This window comes from Pleomorphovibrio marinus (assembly GCF_003347495.1).
Lineage (GTDB): Bacteria > Bacteroidota > Bacteroidia > Cytophagales > Cyclobacteriaceae > Pleomorphovibrio > Pleomorphovibrio marinus.
The window spans coordinates 239,044-261,529 of record NZ_QCXY01000008.1; the positions used below are offsets into that span (position 1 = coordinate 239,044).

17 protein-coding genes are annotated in these 22,486 nt (G+C 40.9%); 3 read left to right on the top strand and 14 right to left on the bottom strand.

Annotated features, from left to right (window positions below; all coding sequences use genetic code 11):
* Positions 1-67: 67 nt before the first annotated feature.
* The 7 genes from DB520_RS18965 to DB520_RS18990 all read right to left on the bottom strand — a co-directional run bounded on the left by DB520_RS18965 (position 68) and on the right by DB520_RS18990 (position 11,516).
* Positions 68-3,154, bottom strand: a complete 3,087-nt coding sequence (locus DB520_RS18965) for a type I restriction endonuclease subunit R (RefSeq protein WP_114751347.1) — start codon at positions 3,152-3,154, stop codon at positions 68-70.
* On the bottom strand, positions 3,147-7,262 hold the full coding sequence (locus DB520_RS18970) for a sacsin N-terminal ATP-binding-like domain-containing protein (protein WP_114751348.1): 4,116 nt from the start codon (positions 7,260-7,262) through the stop codon (positions 3,147-3,149). Before DB520_RS18970 ends, DB520_RS18965 begins: the two co-directional genes overlap by 8 nt.
* On the bottom strand, positions 7,259-8,659 hold the full coding sequence (locus tag DB520_RS18975) for a restriction endonuclease subunit S (protein ID WP_114751349.1): 1,401 nt from the start codon (positions 8,657-8,659) through the stop codon (positions 7,259-7,261). The genes DB520_RS18970 and DB520_RS18975 overlap by 4 nt, the downstream gene beginning before the upstream one ends.
* Positions 8,656-9,741 (bottom strand): PDDEXK nuclease domain-containing protein, encoded by a 1,086-nt coding sequence (locus DB520_RS18980; RefSeq protein WP_114751350.1) that lies wholly within the window; start codon positions 9,739-9,741, stop codon positions 8,656-8,658. The genes DB520_RS18975 and DB520_RS18980 overlap by 4 nt, the downstream gene beginning before the upstream one ends.
* 8 nt (positions 9,742-9,749) lie before the next feature.
* Positions 9,750-10,163, bottom strand: a complete 414-nt coding sequence (locus tag DB520_RS18985) for a GxxExxY protein (RefSeq protein ID WP_198675389.1) — start codon at positions 10,161-10,163, stop codon at positions 9,750-9,752.
* Positions 10,164-10,277: 114 nt separating this feature from the next.
* Positions 10,278-10,544 carry a hypothetical protein gene (locus DB520_RS26790; protein ID WP_157972166.1) on the bottom strand — a complete coding sequence of 89 codons (267 nt, stop codon included), beginning with the start codon at positions 10,542-10,544 and terminating at the stop codon, positions 10,278-10,280.
* A 57-nt stretch (positions 10,545-10,601) separates the two neighbouring features.
* Positions 10,602-11,516, bottom strand: a complete 915-nt coding sequence (locus DB520_RS18990; RefSeq protein WP_114751351.1) for a helix-turn-helix transcriptional regulator — start codon at positions 11,514-11,516, stop codon at positions 10,602-10,604.
* Positions 11,517-11,649: 133 nt separating this feature from the next.
* Between DB520_RS18990 and DB520_RS18995 the strand changes: the two genes are divergently transcribed.
* Together DB520_RS18995 and DB520_RS19000 are read left to right on the top strand one after the other, a co-directional pair.
* Positions 11,650-13,380 carry a M41 family metallopeptidase gene (locus DB520_RS18995; RefSeq protein ID WP_114751352.1) on the top strand — a complete coding sequence of 577 codons (1,731 nt, stop codon included), beginning with the start codon at positions 11,650-11,652 and terminating at the stop codon, positions 13,378-13,380.
* 158 nt (positions 13,381-13,538) lie between these two features.
* On the top strand, positions 13,539-14,186 hold the full coding sequence (locus DB520_RS19000; RefSeq protein WP_157972167.1) for an outer membrane beta-barrel protein: 648 nt from the start codon (positions 13,539-13,541) through the stop codon (positions 14,184-14,186).
* Positions 14,187-14,331: 145 nt separating this feature from the next.
* On the opposite strand, the gene DB520_RS19005 is transcribed toward DB520_RS19000, so the two are convergent.
* A complete protein-coding gene (locus DB520_RS19005) occupies positions 14,332-15,234 on the bottom strand; it encodes a poly(ethylene terephthalate) hydrolase family protein (protein ID WP_114751354.1) in 903 nt (300 codons plus the stop codon).
* Between the two features lie 209 nt (positions 15,235-15,443).
* Between DB520_RS19005 and DB520_RS19010 the strand changes: the two genes are divergently transcribed.
* Positions 15,444-15,671, top strand: coding sequence for a hypothetical protein (locus tag DB520_RS19010; protein WP_198675390.1), 228 nt, complete (start codon positions 15,444-15,446; stop codon positions 15,669-15,671).
* A 547-nt stretch (positions 15,672-16,218) separates the two neighbouring features.
* Here the strand turns inward: DB520_RS19010 and DB520_RS19020 are convergent.
* The 6 genes from DB520_RS19020 to DB520_RS19050 all read right to left on the bottom strand — a co-directional run bounded on the left by DB520_RS19020 (position 16,219) and on the right by DB520_RS19050 (position 22,477).
* The gene (locus DB520_RS19020) at positions 16,219-17,553 is read right to left on the bottom strand and encodes a hypothetical protein (RefSeq protein ID WP_114751356.1); all 1,335 of its coding nucleotides are present in this window, start codon (positions 17,551-17,553) and stop codon (positions 16,219-16,221) included.
* A gap of 6 nt (positions 17,554-17,559) precedes the next feature.
* Positions 17,560-18,207: a hypothetical protein gene (locus DB520_RS19025; protein ID WP_114751357.1), complete on the bottom strand. Its 648-nt coding sequence runs from the start codon at positions 18,205-18,207 to the stop codon at positions 17,560-17,562.
* A gap of 293 nt (positions 18,208-18,500) precedes the next feature.
* A complete protein-coding gene (locus DB520_RS19030) occupies positions 18,501-19,280 on the bottom strand; it encodes a LuxR C-terminal-related transcriptional regulator (protein WP_114751358.1) in 780 nt (259 codons plus the stop codon).
* A 29-nt stretch (positions 19,281-19,309) separates the two neighbouring features.
* The gene (locus DB520_RS19035) at positions 19,310-20,086 is read right to left on the bottom strand and encodes a LuxR C-terminal-related transcriptional regulator (RefSeq protein WP_114751359.1); all 777 of its coding nucleotides are present in this window, start codon (positions 20,084-20,086) and stop codon (positions 19,310-19,312) included.
* Between the two features lie 358 nt (positions 20,087-20,444).
* Complete coding sequence (locus DB520_RS19045) at positions 20,445-21,065, bottom strand: hypothetical protein (protein WP_157972169.1); 621 nt, start codon at positions 21,063-21,065, stop codon at positions 20,445-20,447.
* A gap of 23 nt (positions 21,066-21,088) precedes the next feature.
* Positions 21,089-22,477, bottom strand: a complete 1,389-nt coding sequence (locus DB520_RS19050; RefSeq protein ID WP_114751362.1) for a DUF5723 family protein — start codon at positions 22,475-22,477, stop codon at positions 21,089-21,091.
* Positions 22,478-22,486 lie beyond the last annotated feature (9 nt).

A 22,486-nucleotide genomic window follows, 5' to 3' on the forward strand; every position in this document is an offset into this window, starting at 1 on the left:
GAAAGACAGGGATAAGACTGGCTGCTATTAGAAGGATTAGTGGATCTGAAATTAGGTTAGAGGCCGTTTACCTTCCCAAGCTTGGACTATCAATAATCCTTTTCATGGTGTCGAAAAAGGCCCGGTAAAAGGAGTCATCTTTGGCGTAGAGTTTATACAGTTCCAACTCCTTTTTCCTCTGTTTGCCCATCACCTCATCCAATATTTTCTTAAAGGCCAAGTCCCTGTTTTGGGTGTCGGTGTTGTCGGCTACCTTGGATTGGTAGTCAGGGTGCGCTTGGATGTGCTTGCTTAAGGTGACGAATTTCACCCGCTGGTCTTCGGGGGTGGCATTCCAGCCCTGGAACCACCTTTCATTAAAGGCTTTGATGATTTCATCTAGGGGATCCTTGTCTTCGTCACCACCATGCGGACCCCTGGGATTAGGATTTTGGGGATCTAATTCCGAGGCCGAATCATCCAATCCAATGGCATGATTGAGCTTGGTCCGTTCTAGTCCATAGGTAGACAAATCCACCGATTCCAATAATTCGTCCACCAATTCATCTTCTTTGGTTTTCACAATCAACTTCGGAACCAGGAATTTTAGAAACCAGAACAGCTTTTCCCATTCCACTACTTCATAGGGTAAAATAGAGGCCATTTGTCCGTAGATTTTCACAAACTGCTTGGCCTTAATTTTAAAGTCTATTTTTTCATCCTCTTCCAGTTCCAATTCATGGTTGAATCGGTTGGCGGCCACATCGATGATTGGACTAAGCTGCTGTGCATCGATGCCTTCAAAATATTTTTCTACGAAGGATTCTACTTCTGCCCCTTCGTAAACGCCTACTTCATCCAATAGCCCTTTCAGGTCGTGGAGTACGTTGATGTCCGTGGCCCGGCTAAGGGAGGTTGAAGTGTAGAAAGGGTCAAAGGAAGCTTTGATATCCTCTACCTGATTGAAAAAATCCAAGATAAACAGGTCCTCTGTTTTTTTGCCCAATTTATCGGCTGCACGGTTCAGTCGGCTCAACGCCTGAACGGCCATGACTCCCTGTAGCTTTTTATCCACATACATGGTACATAGCTTGGGCTGGTCAAATCCCGTAAGGTACTTGTTGGCCACGACCAATAGCCGGTAATCCTCCGAATCGAATTTTTCCCGAGTATCTTTTTCTGCAAAACCATTTAAATCTCCCTCAGTGTATTCCAGGCCATCCACGATTTTTTTGCCAGAAAAAGCGATGGCAATAGTAAACGGATTTCCTTTATCGGCTAAGATCCTTTTGATGGCCAGATAATAGCGAATGGCGGACTCAATGTTTTGGGTCACCACCATGCCCTTGGCCTTTCCCTTCAACTTTTTGGTGTTATACACTTTGCTTATAAAGTGTTCCATCATGATTTCTGCCTTGGTCGCAATGGTGCGTTTGTCACGCTCCACATAGGCCCGCAGTTTTTTCTGTGCCTTCTTAGTATCGAAAAGGGGGTTGTCTTCTATCGACTTTTTTATTTCATAGTAGCTTTTGTAAGTGGTATAATTGGCCAGGACATCGAGTATAAAACCTTCTTCAATGGCCTGCTTCATGGAATACAAATGGAAAGGTTGGAATGAACCATCTTCCTGTTTTTCCCCAAACCGCTCTAAGGTGGCATTTTTCGGCGTAGCCGTAAATGCCAAATAAGAGGCATTGCCCTTCATTTTTCGGGCCTGCATGGCTTTTAGGATTTTGTCTTGTGTGTCTTCCTCCTCCCTGTCCTGAGCGGAGTCGAAGGACTCTTCATTGATTCCCATGGCCTGGTTCATCGTTCCTGCTGCCGTACCGCTTTGTGAACTGTGGGCTTCGTCTATAATGACGGCAAAGCGTTTGTCGCTCAAATCCGCTATGCCATCCACGATAAAGGGGAATTTCTGTATGGTGGTGATGATGATCTTTTTGCCTTGCTCCAAGCTGTTTTTCAAATCATTGGAGGAATAAGCCGGGGCAACAATGTTTTTTACCTCTGAAAAATCTTTAATGTTATCACGCAATTGCTTGTCCAATAGCCTTCTATCGGTGACCACAATCACGGAGTCAAACAAAGGATGCTGAATGCCCTTGGAACCGGGTAGCCCTTCTCTTTGGGGATAGGTTTCTATCAACTGATAGGCCGCCCAGGTAATGGAATTGGATTTGCCCGAACCGGCGGAATGCTGGATCAAATAGGTATGGCCTACCCCATTTCCGGATGCATGCTTTAACAGTTTACGCACCACATCCAGTTGGTGGTAGCGCGGGAAAAAAAGCGTGCGCTTGCTTAGGGGATCTGTGGCTTTGCCATCAAAACGCACGAAATGCTTAAGGATATTGGCGAGGCTTTCCCGGGTAAACACTTCCTCCCAGAGGTAGCTGGACTTGTGCCCAAAGGGATTGGTCGGATTGCCTTTGCCATGGTTATGGCCCTTATTGAAGGGCAGGAAGAAGGATTTGCTGCCATCCAATTTCGTGCACATATACACTTCATCGGTATCTACCGCAAAGTGTACCACCGCACGGCCAAACTGCATTAGGGGCTGGCGAATGTCCCTGTCGTATTTGTATTGCTTGATCCCATGGAATCTGGCATTTTGGCCGGTCCATTGGTTTTTGAGTTCCAGGGTGGCGATGGCCAGGCCATTGACAAAAACCACCATGTCGATTTCTTCATGGCTGTTTTCCAGGTTGTAATGAACTTGCCGGGTCACGCTGAACTCATTTTTGGCAAAGTTGTCCTTTACCGTCTGGCTGCTGCTGGCCATGGGCAACTGGTACAACAAGGTGAAATGGGCATCCTCCACCTCCAACCCTTTGCGGAGGACCCGAAGGATGCCGTATTTTTTGACCATGCGGTCGTAGCGTTGCAGGATTTTTAACTTCCAGTCGGATGAGCGTTGTAGCTTTTCCAGCTCTTCCTTTTGGGTGGCTTCCAAAAAGTGCCAAAAACGGGTTTCATCCAGGGCGTATTCGGCATTAAAGTCATTGGTATTACCGATATAAAAACCATTGCCGCCACGGTATAATTCGGTAGGCTCACTAACCGCTTGTTCTTTCTGAATAGAATTGTCTGCTTCTAAAACATCCTCCAAGCAGGTTCCTGTTAGGGCTTTTTCGATGGAGGATTCCAGGGCAGCTTCGTTGGTTTGGCTAGGCATTATCTATAAATTTGAATTCGTAATTACGTGGAATCAAAGATATTTGGTTCCCTTCTACTTTTGTCAAGTTAGATTCTAAGTTTTTTATTGGGTTCCCTAAAAATAGGATACTATCAGGACTGACTCTAACAATTTCGTAGAATTCTTCAGTTCTGGCTGCATTGACCTCTCCTATGGAAATGTAAAATTTGTTATTGTTTGTAAACCTTGTAGTCTTTACTTCAATTAAAGTTGGTCTTTTGTTGATATATGATATCAAATCAAAATAAGAATACTTATGATGCATAGTCACATAAAAATATGGTATAAGAGCTAACCGTAATTGATTGTCATTATCAATAGTTGCAAGACAATTTTCTTGGAATTTTTTATGTGAATCATTGCCCAATTTTCTTTTTAGTACTTCGTAAATCTCATTTATACCCTTGATCCTAGATGTCTGATCAAGCTTTAGAAATTCTCGGATTACACAAATCAAAACTTCCTCTTCGCCCGTAGCTCCAATTGATTCCAAAGCCTCTACCTCAAGATTATTATCATTAGAGTGTTGAAAGATTGTTTTCTTCCTCTTAATAGGAATTTGAGCTTGATTAGCATCTTTTGATACATCAATGAATAATTCCTCTTTACTACTATTAAAAAACTTGCTATTTATTTCTTTGCACCTCCTTTCAATAGAAATCGTACATTTTTTTAATTTTTGTTCATCTTGAAGAACCATTAACTGTGGGTTCATTTCTCTCAAATTTTCACATATCTCTTCTAGTGCAACTTCACTTCCCAGCATATTTGATAGTTTTTTTACTTTCTCCTTCTGTGATTCCTTTTCAGGGCTATCAGGGATGCCATCTATCAATGTTAAGATTTCAGAAGATATACTCTCAAGGTAGCTGTAGTCTATTTGCAAATCGAAATCATCAAAATATTCAGAATAATCTTGAGTGTTTTTTTTCTGTTTGATAACCTCTCGCAAACAATTTAAATTGTTCCTTTTATCAAGATCAATCAAAATTTCACTCCGATTATGTTCGTCGTAAATCCACCAGTGTTCTGGTAGAGTTAAATTATCAAAAAAATAAGATAAAATTTCCTTTTGAAACGATTCAAATTTGATATCAAAATCAGGTTTCCATTTTCTTCGAATAAGTTCAGTATGTTCCGAATCAAATTCGTCAATCATATCTTTCATATCTTTATAAAAAACTATTAGTTCAATCCGATCTGAGATACTCTTATTGTCAAATAAAAGTAAACCAATACCTTCTGCCTTTTCCTTAATTGAACAATCTTCCTTAAAGTACATCGTGACTTTTTCACGTTCGATGGCATAGCTTTGATCAACCAATAAAGTCAATTCATTTCCAAATTGTTGCTCCTGTTCAAGTTTAGTGGTTTTGATAAAAGTAGCTTGATTGAACTTCTTCTGCACTATTGAAAGGTCATTTTCCAAGTAATTCCTGTCCGATTCGTTCGAAAAACTGATGCTTATTAAAAGGTAAATCATCCTTTCTTCAATTTGAGCTTTCAGGTTAAAATCCTCCTTTGGGTTTTGAGAATTTATTTCTCCGTTGATAGGCTCTAACATATTTTCTAACAGTTCATCTGGAATATCAACTCCTAGGTAATAGCAAAGAATTTTTCTATCAGTGCGCTCACTAAATATAGTGAAGTATTCTTTGGTGGGAAGAATTTTGAAGTCCGTTTCTTTGGTCCATTTTAGTCCATTGTTTTGAATTACCAGATATTCTTTCCTCTGATGAAAAACATGAAATAAACTTTGATATAATGTGATAACTTCTGTTTTAACTGAAATTTTTTCAGTAATTCTTGATTTCAATCTTTCAAGGTACTCATTTGGATATCTTTTATAATCTCCAACCAATAAAATCCTAAGTTCTTCTTTGGCCTTTACGTTCGTAATATTTTCAAGTATACTGTAGTTGTTGTAATTGATGACTGATGGGTGATGGTCTTTTGCCCTTTTTGAAATTATAGCAATGTTATTCATAAGCTCTCCCGAAATTTTTTCATCATTTAATTTTACAAGTTCCGGGATATAGTCTAGGCCATCTTGAATTGCTTTATATATTCTTAAGTCCGAAAATATGTAATCGGAACTTGTTGATACCCCAATGAAATTAAGGAAGGATTTTCTGGTATCAGTATCCATTTCAGGTAAAAAGTTAGTATCGATCTCATTCAATTTACAGATTTGAGCTGGCTTATATTTTCCTTTCTTGGTCTTGATAAAAATAGTCGAGATATTAAAATAGGCTTGATTTGCAGCACTATTCCTATCCCTTAAATCAGAATTATATGCTTTAGAGAATCGGTGAGTACAGAATTCAATATTGGTTTCTCTTCTGGCCATAAAAATATCAAAAATACTTCTTATAATTTCTTTTTGCTGAGTTTCATTAATTGGTTGATCACTAACTGAACCAGTAAAGGAACACTGTTTGAAGTATTTAAGAACTTCATTGAAATCATTGAAATTCTTAATATTTAAAGCGCGTTTTAGCTCATCATTTTTTATTTCAAATGTCGTAGTTTGCACTCCTAAATCCTCCGGAAGTTTTATGTTATTTTCTCCGGCTTCCCGATAAAGCAATTCCGTTTTTCTTTTGATTTTTACGTCGGGAAGAACCTGAGCATCAGACTTAATAAGACTTTCCCCAAGTTGTTTTGAAAAATGGTTTATCCATTTATACTCTTTGTTATTTTTCCGACTGAATTGTTGAATAAAATTTGTAATTATATCATAGAAATATTGATATTCATTTTCGGCTCTTTCAACATTAAAAAACTCTTTAGCCAAACAACTGATCAGGTCAGAAACATTTAAATAATTTCCGTCCGAAATTTTTAATATATTCCGAACATGGCTATAAACGTAGTCAGTATTTTTTACCTTAAAAAAATTCCAACTAAACTCATTCAGTTTAGCTCCTGTAAATTCATGGATATAATTTTGATCAATCATATTTTCTTTACTGATTCCCAGAGCCAAAACACGAAAATAAAGTTCTAGACAACATTGGAGCAGTACGTTATTGTATTTTCCAATCTTGCCATCAAAGTTGATGGTTGTGCGATCTACAGTAGTATGAAAATCCGCATGAAAATCGATGAAACTAAATGGTGATTTAACCTTAGTTGGTAAATAATTATAGAGAAATCCATTCTCCTCTTCATGGTGGTAAAACGCAACTTTTGGTTCCTCGATGTTGATTCCGGCCTCTTTGGCCAATTGTTTTAGGAGTTCAGATTTTGGTATTGCAAAGTAGAGCTTAGGTGAATTATTTTCTATTAAATGTTGGAAACTGTTTACTCCATCGATTACAATATCAACCTGAAACGAAGCCTTATACCTAAGCGTAACAAATTGAAAATGAATAAGTTTAATTTCTTTGATTAGATCCAACACCACTTCTCGATCATCAAGATCTATCTTAATGATTGTTACAAACCCTTCCTTAAATAAAGACCTGACTTGGTCAGGTTCTTCTTTAATATGTATTGGGAAATAAAAACCTGGAACGCCACGATCTTCACGCTCCTTTTGCACTAGTTCAATTTTTAACTTTAGTCTTTCGGCGACTTCAGCCTCTAGACCTGCAGGGATAGAATTGAAATCCTTGAAGTTTTCATAGATTTTAAAGCTAATTGTTTCCTCAATTATTTCTTCCTTTTTTAAGATGATCCCGCGTGTATAAACATTGACATGTCCATTCTTTGCTATTGAAAATACCGACTTAAAACCAACCCCTTTGTTGCCTATGCTTTTGTCAGTTGTTTTTGAAGAGGTGGAAATTGAACAAAGTGATTGAAAATCACCTCTTCTGGAAGTTCCATTTTCGTAATCATAATCAGATACATAAGTAAATTTTTCTCCATCATTTGAAATATATAGGGCGTCTCCGATTACTTCTACTCTCACTTTACGTTTTGCCCTATCAAAAGCATTTTGAAGCAATTCATATATAACTCTGCCTTGATAATCCGAACTTACCTGTTCAATTTGACCCGCTTGCTGTTTGATGGTTTCTACACCTATTTTTTGATAATAAGTATAATGGTTTTTGAAAATATCCTCTTCTAAACTCATACATCAATTACTTTAATCTTCCCCGTCACCGCACTGTCTATCAGTGTCGCTTTGTATTCTTTGAGTTTTTCGATTTGGGTTTGTTGTAGGGATATAACTTGGTCCATTTTGGCAGTTTGTTCATAAGTAAACGATAAAATATGTTCTTGTTCTGCTTGACTTGGGAGGCAGATTGGATAATCTTTAATTTGATTAGGACTGATATGTGGCACGCTTACACCAGATAGAATAGGTAAAAAATAATTAACAAAATTTTTACTTTTTAGGATCAATGCGAGAAAATCCTTACTTAACCCTTTTTTTGCTTTTAATCTGGTAACACGCTGCAATAGCAAACAGGGTAAATCTTTTTCTTGAATAACTGAAACACGCATACCATTTCCAATAAAAGGTCTATCCATACCTACTATAATATCTCCTAAATTAAGAAAGTATGCTTCCAAGCCTTTTGTTTTATCTTCCGGCCAGAATACGGTTTCATTCCACCTAATACAACCTACTCCAACATTTATACCTCTCAACAATTTTATACCTCGGCTAGAAAATCCATTGCTTGGAAAAGCATAACCAGATAATATGTCTATTTTGAACCCAAGTTTTATAACTTTATAATGCTCCGGAATCTCCCCAATCCACTCTACACCAGAATCCTTGGTTTTGGAGGGGGCAGTCCAAGCCTTTTTATCCTTATTCCATACCTTTTTCCCCGTTACCAAATCTTGTATCAGAATTTGCTTGCGTTCTTTGAGCAGGGCAATGAGCTTTTGCTTTTGGGCGATGGCTTTCTCTATCTTGGCGGTTTTGTTGTCCAGGAAATTGGCAATGGCGGTTTGTTCTTCTTCATCTGGAATCCAAAAAGAAACCATCTTCAATAATGATTGAGTAATACTGTAAACTTTTACTCCTTTAACCCTAGACCTTATTTGATTTCGGAAACTCTGAGACGCAATTACATAAGCTGAAAACCTTTCGTTAATTGGTATTTTTAATCTTGCAATAATGGTGTGATACCCTGCAAATGTGGTTAGGTTACTATTCAAATAAGTGAAATTACCGGATCCTTCAATATCCTCAGAAGTGTCGGCGAAAATAAAATCTCCCTTCCTCAATAGTGAGTTTGGATTACTAATCAAATATTCATCACTGACACATTTCAACTGATGGATTTCAGGTTTTACTTCAAATCCAAATTTTGAGTGAATCTCTCCATAGTTGACGCAATAAATGCCTTGTACTTGCAGATTTTCCTTCGTTATTGTTAAGCCTTTGCTGAATGTAAATATATTTCTTAGCCGACTGATATCCCAATGCTCAGGAATTTCCCCCAACCACTCCACGCCCGAATCTTTATAAGCGGGGTATTTTTGAAAAGATGATTTTGTTGCTGTTTCCATCATTCCATCAATTTTTTAAGGGTTTCGGCATCGGGAAGTGCGTCTTTCAACTGTGGTGGTAAAGTGTCTGAGGTTTTGTAGGTGGCTACCCCTAGGGGTTTGCTCATATCTCTAAAACTGTACTCTACCTTTTTTTGGTCTTTTTCTTTGCAAAGTATGATGCCTATGGAAGGGTTTTCGTGTGGCTTGCGCACCAAGTCATCTAGGGCAGAAAGGTAAAAGTTCATTTTGCCAATGTATTCAGGCTTAAATTTTCCACGTTTCAATTCAAATGCAATCAGCGATTGCAATCCCCGGTGAAAGAAAAGCAAATCGATAAAGTATTCGTCTTCCTCAACCAAGATGCGGTACTGATTGCCCATAAACGAAAAGTCGTTACCCAAGGACATGAGGAACTTTTTGATGTTGAGCACTAGCTCCCGCTCCAATACGCGTTCATCTATTTCATCATCCCCATCCTCCACATTTACATAATCCAACAGGTATTGATCCTTGAAGGCTCGAATGGCTTTATTTGAAATTTCAATGGGTAGCACTTTTTTAAAATTATTGCTTTCATTGACTTGCTTTAAATGACTTTTGTTGACAAGCTCTGTACGCAAATGTTTGACCGTCCAGAAGTTTGCTGCAGATAGATGTATATAGTACCATCTGTCTTTCACCTCTGCTGTTTTTAAAATGATTTCTATGTGGTGGGTAAAACCAATCGAAATAAACCTGGAAAAATCAGTTTCTTGAAATTGGTTCGTTAGTGACGAACTAATTTCAAAATTACGACCATCCAGTTGGTTCGTCAATGACGAACTAATTGCTTTAACAGGCTCCCAGGCATTGTAAAAAAGTCTCATTTTTTTGAGATTGGAAGCAGAAAACCCTCTTAGCCCAGGCAATTCTTGTTGCAAACGAGCTGCAATAGAATCCAAAATTTTATCGCCCCAAGCATTCTTTTTTATTGCTGCATCTAAATCGTGCCCTATCGTAAAATACAAACGCAAGGATTCCGCATTGGCCATTTTGGCGACTAAGTAGCGGCTGATAAGAATGCGCTGTTTGAGTTGTTTGATGAGCTCGATGGTTACTTCCATTGTCTGAATCAGGATTTTCTTGATTTTTGCATGTCAGGATTTTTTATGTTGTATTTTGGGTTAAATACCTTTTTAAACTGAAGGCTTTTTGATCCAAAATTAATGAGTAATCCTATAGGTTTATCAAAGGCTACCACATAGTTTTTGGCTTGTGCCAGATGGACATCTTCTAAATTGATGTATGCCTTTAATTCAACAATTACCAGATCTTCTATTACAAAATCGGCTCTTCGTGTACCTACTTGAATACCCTCATAAAAAATGTTGTGTTCCTGTTCTCTTTGAAATGAAATAGATGCTTTCTCTAATTCAATAGCCAGACAACGTTGGTAAATAACCTCTTGAAAACCATTGCCAAGTGTGTTGTGTACCTTCATGGCACATCCATTGATTTTATAAGTCAATTCGTTTAATTCTATCATAGCATTTATTTAATCCTGAATATCCCATAATCCTACAAATCCTGATTCAGACATTTTTCAAAATATCCATAATCAAGCCTTCGCTTTCCTGTTCTAAAGCCAGTATTTCCGCACTTACTTCCTCAATGGAACGCAGCGGCTTGTGCTGGTAGAAATACTTGTTAAAACTGATTTCATAGCCGATTTGGTCTTGTCTAGGTCAGTCCAGGACTCACCCAGGTGTGGCTTTACCTCCCGCAAGAAATAGTCGTGTATGCTTACTGACAAGGGCACGCTTTCGCTATCCCGCAGATCCGATTGGCTGTCGTAAACGAGGTATTCATTGGGCTTTCCGCTTGGGTAGTAACCATAATCCGGCAATTGCTCCTGGGTACAACCCAAATGACTTTCTAGGCTTTCATAAAAACCTTGAGGTTGGTTTTTTGGCTGTCTACCTACTCATCCATTGAATCCCTCCTTCCATCTGCCATGCTGGATGTTTGCTGCTTTTTGCTTGATTACCTTTTTCAGTTCCTCCGGGGCATCCACCCTCACTTCGTCCCCGTGGGAAAGGATTTCGGAGATCAGTTCGTAGTTGATTTTTACTTTTAGGCTGATGGTAAAGGTATGGGCATCTTCCTGAAGGATCCGCTGCGAGGGGTGTAGCGGTAGCGATTGGATATAGCTGCCTTTAAAGCGGGTGAAGGTAAGGATAACCTCTTCCACTGGCTTATCGGGATCATTGGTGATGCCAAAGGTATGGCGGTAGTAGTTGTCGAAATCCGGGATTTTTTTTGGGTGGAAGGTTTTTTTCGAAAGGGAAAGGTCGGAGATTCTGTCCAAAGGGAAGGTCTTGAACCGGTCCTGTTCATCATTAGCCAGTAAGTACCACCGGTGCTTGAACTCTTTGAGTGCCAAAGGTTTCGTCCTTCGCTTCCTGGGGTTGTTTTCCCAGTATTTGGTGTAGGTGAAGGTGACTTCATTACCTTGTTTGATCGCATGGAGCAATCCAAAGAGATGCTCCGTACCTGCGCTTTCCCTTGGTTCAAAAAGCAGTGCATGCTCCATGCCCTTGCTAAGCCGATATGCCTGAATGATATTGTAATGTTCAAACATAATGGAATGAATGCGGGCGGAGTCCTCTTCGTTGATGGTATACCGTCCAGATCTCTTTACGTATTGGATATCTAGCCCATACAGGTTCCTGATCTCCTTCAAGTCCCGCTGAATGGTACGTAGGGTTCGGGACAGGTCCAGTGAATGCAACTCGGACTCTTCTTCTAGTCGTGATTGCAGTTCTTTCCATGTAAATGGCCCTCTCTCGGCCATGTTGGAGATAATTGCGTACCGGGCAAATGCAGCTTCTTTACTCATCGTACGGCTATATTAGGCATTTAAAACGACAAAATATGTCGTCTTAAAAAATGATTCAAAAACTTTTTGGACGACATAGGTTGACGGCTTCCTGGTTTTCCTTTGCCCCTGAACAAACACTAAACACACGTAGATGATGCAGGAATTGAATTCAAAACATGCCTTATTAGAAAAGGCCAGAGGAAGTCTAAAGCAGCGGTTTTTTGGCATAGACTCCGCTATTGACCAATTGGTGGACAGCTTTGGAAGTTGGTATTGCCTGTCTTACTTACAGGAAAGACCGCTGGTTGTCAACCTCTGGGGCATGACAGGGGTAGGGAAATCCGATTTGATCAACCAACTGGTTAGGGAACTGGGGCTGTGCCACCGCTACCACCCCTTTGACATGGGTACCGAAAAATATGCGGATGGGGACCTGGAATCCATTTTAAACGCTTTTTCAGAGGATCAATTAGCAGAAGGCTTGCTGTTCACCCTAGATGAATTTCAGCTGGCAAGAACTGTGTCGGAGCATGGGAATGAGCTCTTTCGTACCCGCAACCGCATTGTTTGGAAGTTGCTTGACGATGGTTGTTTAAGGGATATGGGGACATCTTCCGAAAAACCGCACATCAAGGATTTTTCTAAATGCATTTTCTTCGTGATCGGTAATTTGGATGAGGTGTATACCATGCATGGGAACCAATCCCCTGACATTGACCCGGATTTATTTTATCAGCAGTCGACGGAGATCACCCTTCCGGCCGTAAAAGAAGCCCTGAAAAAAAGGTTTAGGTCCGAGCAGATAGCCAGGCTGGGCAACAATCACATCATTTATCCCGCACTTGACAATCGTGCATTTGAGTGTATTTTGGAAAAAAGGCTGGAAGAAATAAGCAGGGCCGTCCAGGAAAAAACGGGGATCAGCCTGGAGGTGGACAAAGGTTTGAAAGAATGGCTGCTGGCAGAAGGGGTGTTGGGTACACAGGGAGCAAGGCCTTTGCTGAGCACCATCAGCTATACGCTTGAAGACAAAATTCCACAAATAATCTATTTGGGATTTCAACAGGCCAAGTCCTTCAATGTCGTAGTACTATCGGTATCCGATCGGCTTTGGATCTCCTACTATTCCAGTGGGAAATATTTGGGTAAAGCATCCCTACCCATGTCCGGGCAGCTGGAGAAGCTAAAGCGGAGTAGGGGAGATGATAGGCAGGCCTTGGTGGCTGTACATGAATGTGGACATGCCTTAGGTTATATGTGGGGGTTTGGGAAAGTTCCTGAAAAGTTGCTTTCGGTGGCAGCCTCCACATTCAGCCCGGGAATTATGATGGTGGAGTCAAAGCCTGTTTGTTTTTCGGTACACCAACTCAAGGCAGAGGTACTCACCTTGTTGGGGGGCATTACTGCGGAAAAACTGGTGTTTGGAGAGGATAACTTTACCCATGGAGCAAGTCAAGATATCCACATGATGACGGATTTGGTCATGCAGTCATTCAAAAACACGGCCTTCCATGGGGGAGTGCCGGTAAAATATGCCGAGCATGGGGAACAGTTTGCGTTTTTCTATCATGATATAAAAGACCTTGAGGCCAAGGCTTTGGCGTTTATTGCGGACTGTGAGATGGAATTGAGGAATATCCTGGAGAGGGAGCGCATCTTGCTGGTGAAGCTGGCGCAGTTTTTAGCAGACCATTCTAGTATGGGCAGAAAGCAGGTGGAGCGGTATCTGTCCATCTATGGGTCGGCAGCACTGAAGGGGAAAATTTCGGAGGAGAGACCGGGTTACCGGGAGCTTTTGATGACGAAAAGTGGGAAAGGTCAAGGGCTGGGGTTAGATTGTGTGGAAAATTGTCCCCATTCTCTCAAGCCGGACGGGTTATAGGACACATCACCTTTATTATGTATCAGTTTATTAATTGGCCTGTTCCCTATTTTTTTGTTTAAATTATTTAATTTGTGCTGGCTTATTCAATACCATAGTATGTAGGGAGTGGAAATTGAAAAAATTAAGAATAGGTTTTGATGCAAAATTATATACACATGAAAAAAATTAAATTATTTACCTTAATCATTTTATTAGTAAAAATTGGATTGCTCAACGCTCAGACTGATCAAGGAAAAATATTGTTGGGAGCATCATCGGATTTAGGAGCACCATTAACTGGTTCTAACTTTATTGGATATTCAAGTGCTAGGGATAAAGGTGATCAACTTGGTTTTATGGAATCGATTCCATCTAAGGGTATTTCCATAAGTTTGTTGCCAAAAGTTGGTTATTTTGTAGCTGATAATTTGGCGCTAGGACTTGATTTTAATTATACTTTGTCGACAAGGCGTAGTGGGGTTAGCTTTGATACCAGATCTTCTCAAAGAATGATAAGTGCAGGTCCATTTCTTAGGTATTACATTCCTATGACTAAAGTACTGCCATATGTTGAGATTAACAGTTTATTTGGGAGAGCTAAAAATAAATGGGGAAGTGGTGGCCATTCTACGATCAATCTAACCTCATTTGGAGCGGGAATTGGATTAGCAATTCCTCTTACTGATAGCTTCGCGTTTGATGTTCTTGCTGGATTTAATTCGGTAACACAAACCAGCAACCATAGTAACTTGCAAAACTTTAGGATAGTATCTGATAATTTAGGGTTGAAAATTGGATTTACAATGTTCCTTGGATCGAATTAGACATAATCCGATAATAATTCCCGTTTGCCACCTTGGTCCATAACATCATTCAACTGTTGGGCAATGTTGTGTATCAGTTTGTTATTCATGGTTTATACGGTTACCTGATGTGGATCAAGGCATTTTTTGTAGGGTACCCTACAAATCACGGCATTTGTTTCTTCTCAACTTTCCAGCCAGGCCACTCCGCAAGACCGGGAGATGAACCGGAAAAGAGTTTTGCGGCTTCCTGATCCCCTTTCAACTGCCACTGATACCATGCGGTAGCCACTTTTGCATAATCGCCCCCATAGGGCTGGGCATAGGTGCCTCCATGCCCCACATCCAAATTCCCAACAAATACCGGTACATGGTCAATGCGCTTAAAATCATCCATTCCATTGTTATAGGCAATATCCGATTCTCCGCCCAAGAGGTAAAGGGTAGGCGTTTCGATGTTATTTAGCTGAGATTTGGGTACCTGTGGCATTCCTGGCATTCTCCCAGTTGGATCTTCAAATAAGCCACTGTTGCACACCACAATGGTGGAAATACGAGGGTCATGGGCCACTTCTAGGGCTTGTAAGCCTCCACAGGACATCCCACTTACGGCAATGTTGTCCGTGTCGATTTTTTGGTAATAAGGGCTGTTTTTGTCACCGTTTTGGGCAATGGCCCAATCGATTGCATCCAGCAGTTGCTGGGATTGCGACCTTTCCTTAATGGGCTCACCCTGCTCTTTCGGCATTAGGCCTATTGCGACTACCAAAAACCCATGAGAGGCCACCTCATTTAGAAAATTCACATGTTCCCAGGGAGAATTATAGCAGGCTCCATTACCCCAGGCAATCACCGGCAACGGTTTGGATTCCCCAAAGCTGCTGAGGTCTTGGGGTAAAAATAAGGTATGTGTGGGCAGAGAAGGGTCTGCCATCATTTGGGCAGGGTGTGAACCTGTGCCCCCACCTTCCACAATCCGGTACTCATTGGCTTGGGCGAATGCCCCGTTGGAAATCAGAAAAGCAAAAAATAACACACATAAAGCAGGCATAGGTCTAATTTGGTTCATGGTTTTGATTTTATTTTAATGGGTGAAAGCATAGTTTTTATCCTAAAAGATCCAGAATAAAAGTAACTAATCCCTTTTAGATAAACTATTCCCGTTCCTGCATTGAGAGGGTTTTGATAGGTTAGTTCAGTTGAGAAAGGATGTGGATTTAAAATGGCTTTGTTTTTGTCTTGTGCATTTATGGACAACTAAACCACCAAACAAGAATCATGAGAACACACACATTCATTGCGAGTATTTTACTGGTATGCCTTGCCGTCTCCTGCGTTTCAAAGAAGAAATACACCGAATTGCAGGGCGAACTTCATTCTACCCGGGTGGAATTGGCCAATACAACCACTGAAAAAGAAAGGCTGGAAGAAAAATTTGCAAGAATCGAGGAAAGAGTCGCGGATTACAATGCAAAAATCAATTGTTATCATTCCCGACCTGGATAAGTTTTTTGCCTTGATGTAATTTAAGGTATATTAGCTACTCTTGATATATCGGATTGCCCATTTATGTTGGAAAATGCTGAGCCCAGTAAAAAAAAAGAGAATTCCCGATGGCTCCCATAGCCATCGGGAATTCTTGCTTGTAGATTGTACGGCTTATTCGGGTTTTCAATCAATAGCTTATCGGCTTTTTTCCAGTATCACCCCCATATTGCCTCCCTGAAACCCACCTCAACTGACAATAATTTACTAAAAGTAAATTACTTTTTGTAAATTTGTGTTCGCTCCTACCTCAAAAGATTTTATAGCCCAACATCACCTTGGGAGTTCAGCGACGGTTTTTAAATCCATTGATTCCTTATTGGAAAAGCAAATGATTTACAAAGAGTACACTGCTGAAGGTTCCCCTTATTATGAAGTATATGATGTACTTTTTGAGAGATGGATACAGGGGTTGTCTTGAAAAGGGAATTTTCAAGGCCACATGGAATCAAACTATTTTAAGATTAGTCAACTATGCCCAATTTTCCGAGGGATTCCCTCGGAAAAATTACTGCAACCTCAATTCTATTTCGTCCATTAGCTCGTGATATTTTTTGAGCATCCTGTTCCAATCCTTAAACTTCGCATCATCGCGTGCATCCACTTTGCCTTCAGCTAATTGGCTGACAAACTTCACCGCATAGTTATTCTCATTGGTACTGCCTGAGTTTGTGATGATGACTCTATTCCTAATCGTTCGGTCACCTTTATTGAACTCATCATATTCCCAGGCCGAAATCAAATAACCTGCATTAAAATCTACTGTTTCCAGCACATCAAATTCACGGGTAATGATCGAGATCAAAATTTTCCAAGCATCTGAGGAAGAAATCGATTTCTTAATGGTCAGTGGTACCCGGGAGTTGGCAATCTCAGTCGCAACAGATGATGCATAAGCCTCATCCTCTACCATTGATAATTTTTCCACTACAGGTAGGTCATCCAGCTTTCCTTGATTGCAATAATTTTTGGTGAAAGTCATAAACCCTTCCCTTCTGATCTCCACATTAAAACATTTGCCTTTTAGTAGGTTAACTTCATGGGTGCCAATTCCTTCCATTTGTCCATTGACAGTGATAGAGGCATCTGCTGGTGAAACTGCAAAGGTCACCACACGGTCTTCCATCACTATCTTTTGAGCTATCGGCGGTGCGCTATCAGCATTGCTACAGTATTCTTTCACGACATCAAGGAAACCATCCCTCGCAATCACAACCTCTACACATGACCCAAAAGGAACAAGGATCTCCCCCTTGCCTGTCTGGGGATTTGCTCCGTCTACGGTAATGACTGCATCTGATAGATTTACATCCAAATCAACTATTCTATTCTTTAGGCTTACCTGAAGACTTACAGGCGGTTGTTCCATGTCCGGTTTATTGTGGAAGACCAACTCTTTCGGTGCGTAGCCCTGTTTGGAGACCATCAGCGAGACGGTTTCGTTTTTGGGTATAACTATTTTAGCAGCATTTCCTGTCAGGGATATTTCACCGAAAGTGATGGTAGCGTCCTCATGGTCCACTTCGAGCTGAACCAACCTGTTTTCAAGCAAAATCAGGTTTTCTTTGTCCCATTTTTCTGTTCTTGGAAACTCGGCAATGACAGGTTCATATCCGGATTTAGTTACCATTACCCTGTTCTTCGAATCCTTTGCCAACTTTATTTCCACATTACCAACTCCGATTCTCACTGGATTTTCTTCATTTGTATCCCCTAACGTGAAATACTCTGCCTCAGGATGGTTACTGTTAAGTTTGATTTTGCTCTGCGCATAAGAACCAAAAACCAGAACCAAGAAAAACAGCGCAAATGCGGCTAACCTCGAAAATTTATAATTGCTCATCATATTCTACTTTGTTTCAAAATCCTTAACCGTGAATACTGTACTTCCCTCAAGTCCTTCCATCGAACTTTCACTTCCGGTAGGTCCCTTTTCGTAAAGCCTGTATGAACCGGTAGAAATGATGTTTCCAATACCAGGATTAAATTTCATATACCTCATAAGCTGGTATTCAACGATCTCATATTCCTCATTGATCTTTCCGGATATAGCACTTTGCAAGGTGTAATTCTCTTCATTGTGCTGATAGTCAACGGTGTAGAATAAGGTAAAATAATATCCCTTCCCTGTCAAATAACCTTCTGTAATTTCATACCATCCTCCATCGGCAAAATTATGGACGGAAATGCTGCCCTCCATATAATCATGATTACTGAAACTCCCCGTGAATTTGCCAAATGGCCTACCCATGACATCATTCTCCAAGTTGGACTTTACCAGAACTGGAGAAAATTCATGCGTCCCCTCTATCCAGGCAGGTTGGTTCCCGGTGTGGATGTCAAATCCACTTTCCACAAAGGCGTCATACACCTCTTTGGTCAGGTATTCTTCTATTTTTTTTCGAGAACCCAATCCGTCCTTACTGCCTTCCAGTTCCATACATCCACCCATAAGTCCCATAAGGATTAAAAATCCACTAGTAATAGTTTTTTTCATTTTTCTCGGTTAATAATTTGACCCCAATTCCAATTTCTGCCTTAAGTCGGTTAAAAAAAACCTACCTTTAACCCCCAGCTTTTACTATCCAAAATCCTCAAGAAATCAAACAAAAATACCTTGGCGGTAAATAGGTATCAATCCCCCTAATGGGGGATTTTTAACAAACATTTTTAGGTTGAGTTTTATCAACAGGCGAAAAAAGCAAACAAACCGACTTAATTACACTAAAAAACTACCTCATCAATCCCCAGTCGAAAACCTCTGGTGAATACTGAATGGGATGTAATTACCTAAATCCACCCCTCACTGACCCCCCTTGCCACCAGCTCAGTTGAGGATGTGCAGCCGGATTTGCGAAGGATGTTTTTCCGGTGGGACTTTACGGTTTCAGTGCTGATGCTTAGTTGATTCGCAATTCCGTTAGTGGAGACCCCATCGGCGATCAACTTAATGACTTCTATTTCCCTACCGGTGAATATCCCGTTTTCAAGCGCCTTTCGGTCATCCTCGTCAGAAAACACTTCCAGGTTCAAGTAAGAAGGATTGTCTCCAAGACCTATCATTGAAAACCGGTGACTGTTTTCCTGAACAAGGTGGTTAATATTGGTATGGATATTTATGGATTTGGAAAAATTCCCGTTGTCGTCCACTGTGAGGATAAGGGACTGATGATTGAAATATTCATAGTTGCCGTTGGCAGTAAGGAACCTGAAATTGTATGATACCTTGTATTCAGTGATTTTATCCGCTCCCAGCACCTTGAAGATGTAATCCGAGGCTTTGGCTTCAGCCTTAATCACAAAATCGATGTCCTCGGGATGGATCATAGCCAAAATATCATTAATGACATGGAACTCCTCCACCTTTCTACCGTGCGCCTCTTCAAACCAAGGGCTGAACTGGGAAATACTTAAATCATAGAAATCCAATATATAATAGTATAAAGGGCCGACTGCGAACACCGCACTGACGATTTCTTCGAAGTCTATTTGCGGAAGTTGGGTAGGGCGCCTATGGTCAGACGTATAGTCCTGCCAGACCTGATGCATCAACTTGATATTATCTTGCATATGTTTATTGAAGTAAAAAATTGTTAATGTTAAATCCACCCTTCACTCACGCTTCTTGCCACCAGCTCCGCTGCTGTACTGCAACCCGCTTTTCTGAAGATATTTTTCCGATGTGATTTTATGGTCTCAAGACTTACAAACAATCGGTCTGCAATGCCCCGGGAGCTGACACCGTTGGCGATCATTTTTATGATTTCGATCTCCCTTTTTGAAAAATTATTTAGGCACATATCCCTATTGTTCTCTTCAGCAAAAATCGGCAAATTGAGAAATGAAGGCAGTCCATTAAAACCAATGATGGAGTAAGTATAGGTGTTTTTGTTTGTCAAATGGGAAATATTGGTATGGATGTTCAGTGCCTTGACAAAATTATTGTGCTCGTCGGTGGACAACACCAGGGACTGGTGGTTATAAAAGTCATAGCCGCCGGTCGCATTCCTAAACCGGAAGTTGTACGAAAATTTATAGGATTTGATCTTTTCCATGCCGATATGAAATCGCATAAATGCAAAGGACATTTCCTCGGCTTTTGATACCATCGCCAAGTCATTTGGATGTATGAGCGCCAATATATCATTGATACCTCTTATATCCCCTGGCTCAAACCCGTGCGCCTCAACAAATCCAGCACTAATATTGGAAATACTGTAATCAAAAAAATCCAGCACATAGTAGTAAAAAGGACCAGTCGCGAATACAGTACTGACAATCTGATTAAAATCGATAGGTGGCAACTCCACCGGCCTACGCTCATCCCTCACAAGTTTGTCCCAAACGTTGTGCATCATTTGAATACCTTCTTCCATTCATTGTTTGAGTGATTCAGACCGCAATGAAAACTAAATTTCATGAAATCTCCAAACACCAAACTTTCATAGGAATCGCCGGAAAACATGGGGTTTTTCGGTATTCTAATACAAGCTTCAAATCATTAACTACAAAGTTCAATTTATCCCTTCTGAAAAAATTTGACCAAAATTTTACCTTTCTTTTAAAAGGTCAAAAAAAGGGGATATAAATCTCCTCCTTAGCCATTTTCTCTTAATTTTCGTCGGACGAAAGTAATTCTTAATCAAAATGCGCAAACCCATAAAATTGAGTTAAAAGGCACTCAAAAAAATGGAAAAATCTCCCTTAAGGTATTAAAGGGAGATTTTTAACATTTCATCGTTTATTTAAAAACCTTACTTTTTCAGAGCCTGTTTGAGGCAATATCCTTGCAGTACTCGACGATGCTGAATAATCAAAAAACGCAAGGGTTCCTTTATAATGGCCTGTGATTTTTTTGCCATTTTCAGCAGTCAGATCAAACTGGAATGTGTACTCATTGTTGTTTCTCTGCACAGTTATCTTCCCACTGTTTATTCTTGACTCCTCCGTTACTTCCTCAGTTGACTCTTCCCAACCAACAACATACCATCCCCAATCAAATGTTCCAATTGGATGGGGTCTTGAAGTAGTAAAGGTATATTCCCCTTGATCTAAATGAGTAGGGCTTGAAGAATACAGGTCAAAAGACAATGCATCTCCTGCACCGATACCTTCTAAATACCCTTCCTCCTGTTCCTCAAAGTTAATACCGTTTGAGGTTAAAATCAATTCGAAAAAATACCCTTGGTGGTAATCCACATCCATTCCAGCGTTATATAAAACTCCTTTGTGCAATGCGTATTTTTCTTCACCAACTTTAAAATGATTTTCTTGTTGAAGAGTTTCCTCTTCCTTTTTCTCGTCGCAGCTAGCCGACAAAACAATCAGGGCCAATACTGCCCAATAGGATTTCACGCGATTTTTCATAGTTTAAATAATTAATTGATAGATGTTGTTTCGTTTTCTAATTGCTGTTTTTTGGGCTTTTTGTTGTATCTGCCAAAGCCCATACTCCAGCCCACATGGGCATCGATTTGCTTGGTCTCCCCCAAATATCCTGTCAACAGGGAATTGCTGCCCACAAAAAATCCGGCAACCCGTAGACCCAATCCCCCGCTCAGTCCGGCAGTCTGTGAATTGATCCATGGGGAATAGAGCTCTACCCCGCCAAGCTTGAGTCTAGGGGTTAACGCGAAAATATGTTGGGCGGCAATTTGCTGGTTGTTATTGGGGTTGCCCATGTTATATTGTCCAAAAACACTGAGATAAAGCACCTTGGTCATCCGAAAATCGGTATACGCTGTCAGTAGTCTCGGTAGTTGTGGCTGGTAGCCCGTTTCAGATTGCCTGGTGAAATAGCCGCTTGCCACTAACTGAGCCTCCACATCTTCTATATTTCCCTCCAATTCATCCAGGTTGAAATAGCTTCCTGCGGGGACGTTCATGGAGTACGTGTTGTTCACCTGCGTGGGACCAAAATCCAAGGAGCCAAGCCCTTTGAGAGAAATTCCAGAGGTAGCCTTTACGAACCCTTGTTTTCGCCACTCGTGGGTAATCCCGAAATCGAGTCCCACACCGGAAATGTTGCTCATTGACAACGTGCTCAGGTTGAGTCCATACATTTCATCGTCCAACGCATTACGGGAGTAATTGACATTTAGACCACCGGAGGCATCGGTAAGAGAAAAGCCGTCTTCATCCATTCGCAGGGTACCCCTGAGCCCGTCGATCCCGGCGTTGATATAAGCACCCGGCATCAGCAGCCTCACCCCTGTGCCAAAGGAAACCCTGTGTTTTTCATCCTGGTAAAGCTCCCTGCCTGCCACCAGCCCCAGTTCCATCCATCCGGCGACATTTATGCGTTGATTATAGGGGAGGTTAAGGGAAGTCTCCAGATAGGGGTCCCCATCGGTGTTTCCCGTAAAGCTTCTGCCCAGGTTGGCGTCCAGGTCTATCACGTCAGTCCTCGCAATGGCCTGGGTGGAGAGGCCGAAGCCCCATTTGCCGGCACGGAACCCTATGGATGGCCCCATCACGTTGACCTCCGTGCGGATATTGACTGGCCCGTTCGCCCTGTTGAATGCCAAGTCCACCACTTCTTCCTCACCGAAAAAGTCACTGAAATACAACACGTCATTGTTGACCGATGCCGATACCGCAAACAGATTCAGCTCAAACTTTTTGTGCAGGCTGTTGATTTCCGCAGGGTTCATCGCCACATGCAACAGGCTTCTTCGGGAGGTGTTCTGTATGCCTATAAAGCCCTGTTGGGCTTGGATTTGGAAAATACATCCTATTAAAAATAATAAAAAGATATAATATTTCATAATTAAGTA

What these genes read in the sequence shown, in the direction of transcription:
- DB520_RS18975 (WP_114751349.1), bottom strand. Translation starts at nt 8,659, where the DNA reads ATGATGGAAACAGCAACAAAATCATCTTTTCAAAAATACCCCGCTTAT.
- DB520_RS19020 (WP_114751356.1), bottom strand. Translation starts at nt 17,553, where the DNA reads ATGAGCAATTATAAATTTTCGAGGTTAGCCGCATTTGCGCTGTTTTTC.
- DB520_RS19025 (WP_114751357.1), bottom strand. Translation starts at nt 18,207, where the DNA reads ATGAAAAAAACTATTACTAGTGGATTTTTAATCCTTATGGGACTTATG.
- DB520_RS19005 (WP_114751354.1), bottom strand. Translation starts at nt 15,234, where the DNA reads ATGAACCAAATTAGACCTATGCCTGCTTTATGTGTGTTATTTTTTGCT.
- DB520_RS19030 (WP_114751358.1), bottom strand. Translation starts at nt 19,280, where the DNA reads ATGCAAGATAATATCAAGTTGATGCATCAGGTCTGGCAGGACTATACG.
- DB520_RS19050 (WP_114751362.1), bottom strand. Translation starts at nt 22,477, where the DNA reads ATGAAATATTATATCTTTTTATTATTTTTAATAGGATGTATTTTCCAA.
- DB520_RS18985 (WP_198675389.1), bottom strand. Translation starts at nt 10,163, where the DNA reads ATGATAGAATTAAACGAATTGACTTATAAAATCAATGGATGTGCCATG.
- DB520_RS18970 (WP_114751348.1), bottom strand. Translation starts at nt 7,262, where the DNA reads ATGAGTTTAGAAGAGGATATTTTCAAAAACCATTATACTTATTATCAA.
- DB520_RS18990 (WP_114751351.1), bottom strand. Translation starts at nt 11,516, where the DNA reads ATGAGTAAAGAAGCTGCATTTGCCCGGTACGCAATTATCTCCAACATG.
- DB520_RS18995 (WP_114751352.1), top strand. Translation starts at nt 11,650, where the DNA reads ATGATGCAGGAATTGAATTCAAAACATGCCTTATTAGAAAAGGCCAGA.
- DB520_RS19035 (WP_114751359.1), bottom strand. Translation starts at nt 20,086, where the DNA reads ATGGAAGAAGGTATTCAAATGATGCACAACGTTTGGGACAAACTTGTG.
- DB520_RS19010 (WP_198675390.1), top strand. Translation starts at nt 15,444, where the DNA reads ATGAGAACACACACATTCATTGCGAGTATTTTACTGGTATGCCTTGCC.
- DB520_RS18980 (WP_114751350.1), bottom strand. Translation starts at nt 9,741, where the DNA reads ATGGAAGTAACCATCGAGCTCATCAAACAACTCAAACAGCGCATTCTT.
- DB520_RS18965 (WP_114751347.1), bottom strand. Translation starts at nt 3,154, where the DNA reads ATGCCTAGCCAAACCAACGAAGCTGCCCTGGAATCCTCCATCGAAAAA.
- DB520_RS19000 (WP_157972167.1), top strand. Translation starts at nt 13,539, where the DNA reads ATGAAAAAAATTAAATTATTTACCTTAATCATTTTATTAGTAAAAATT.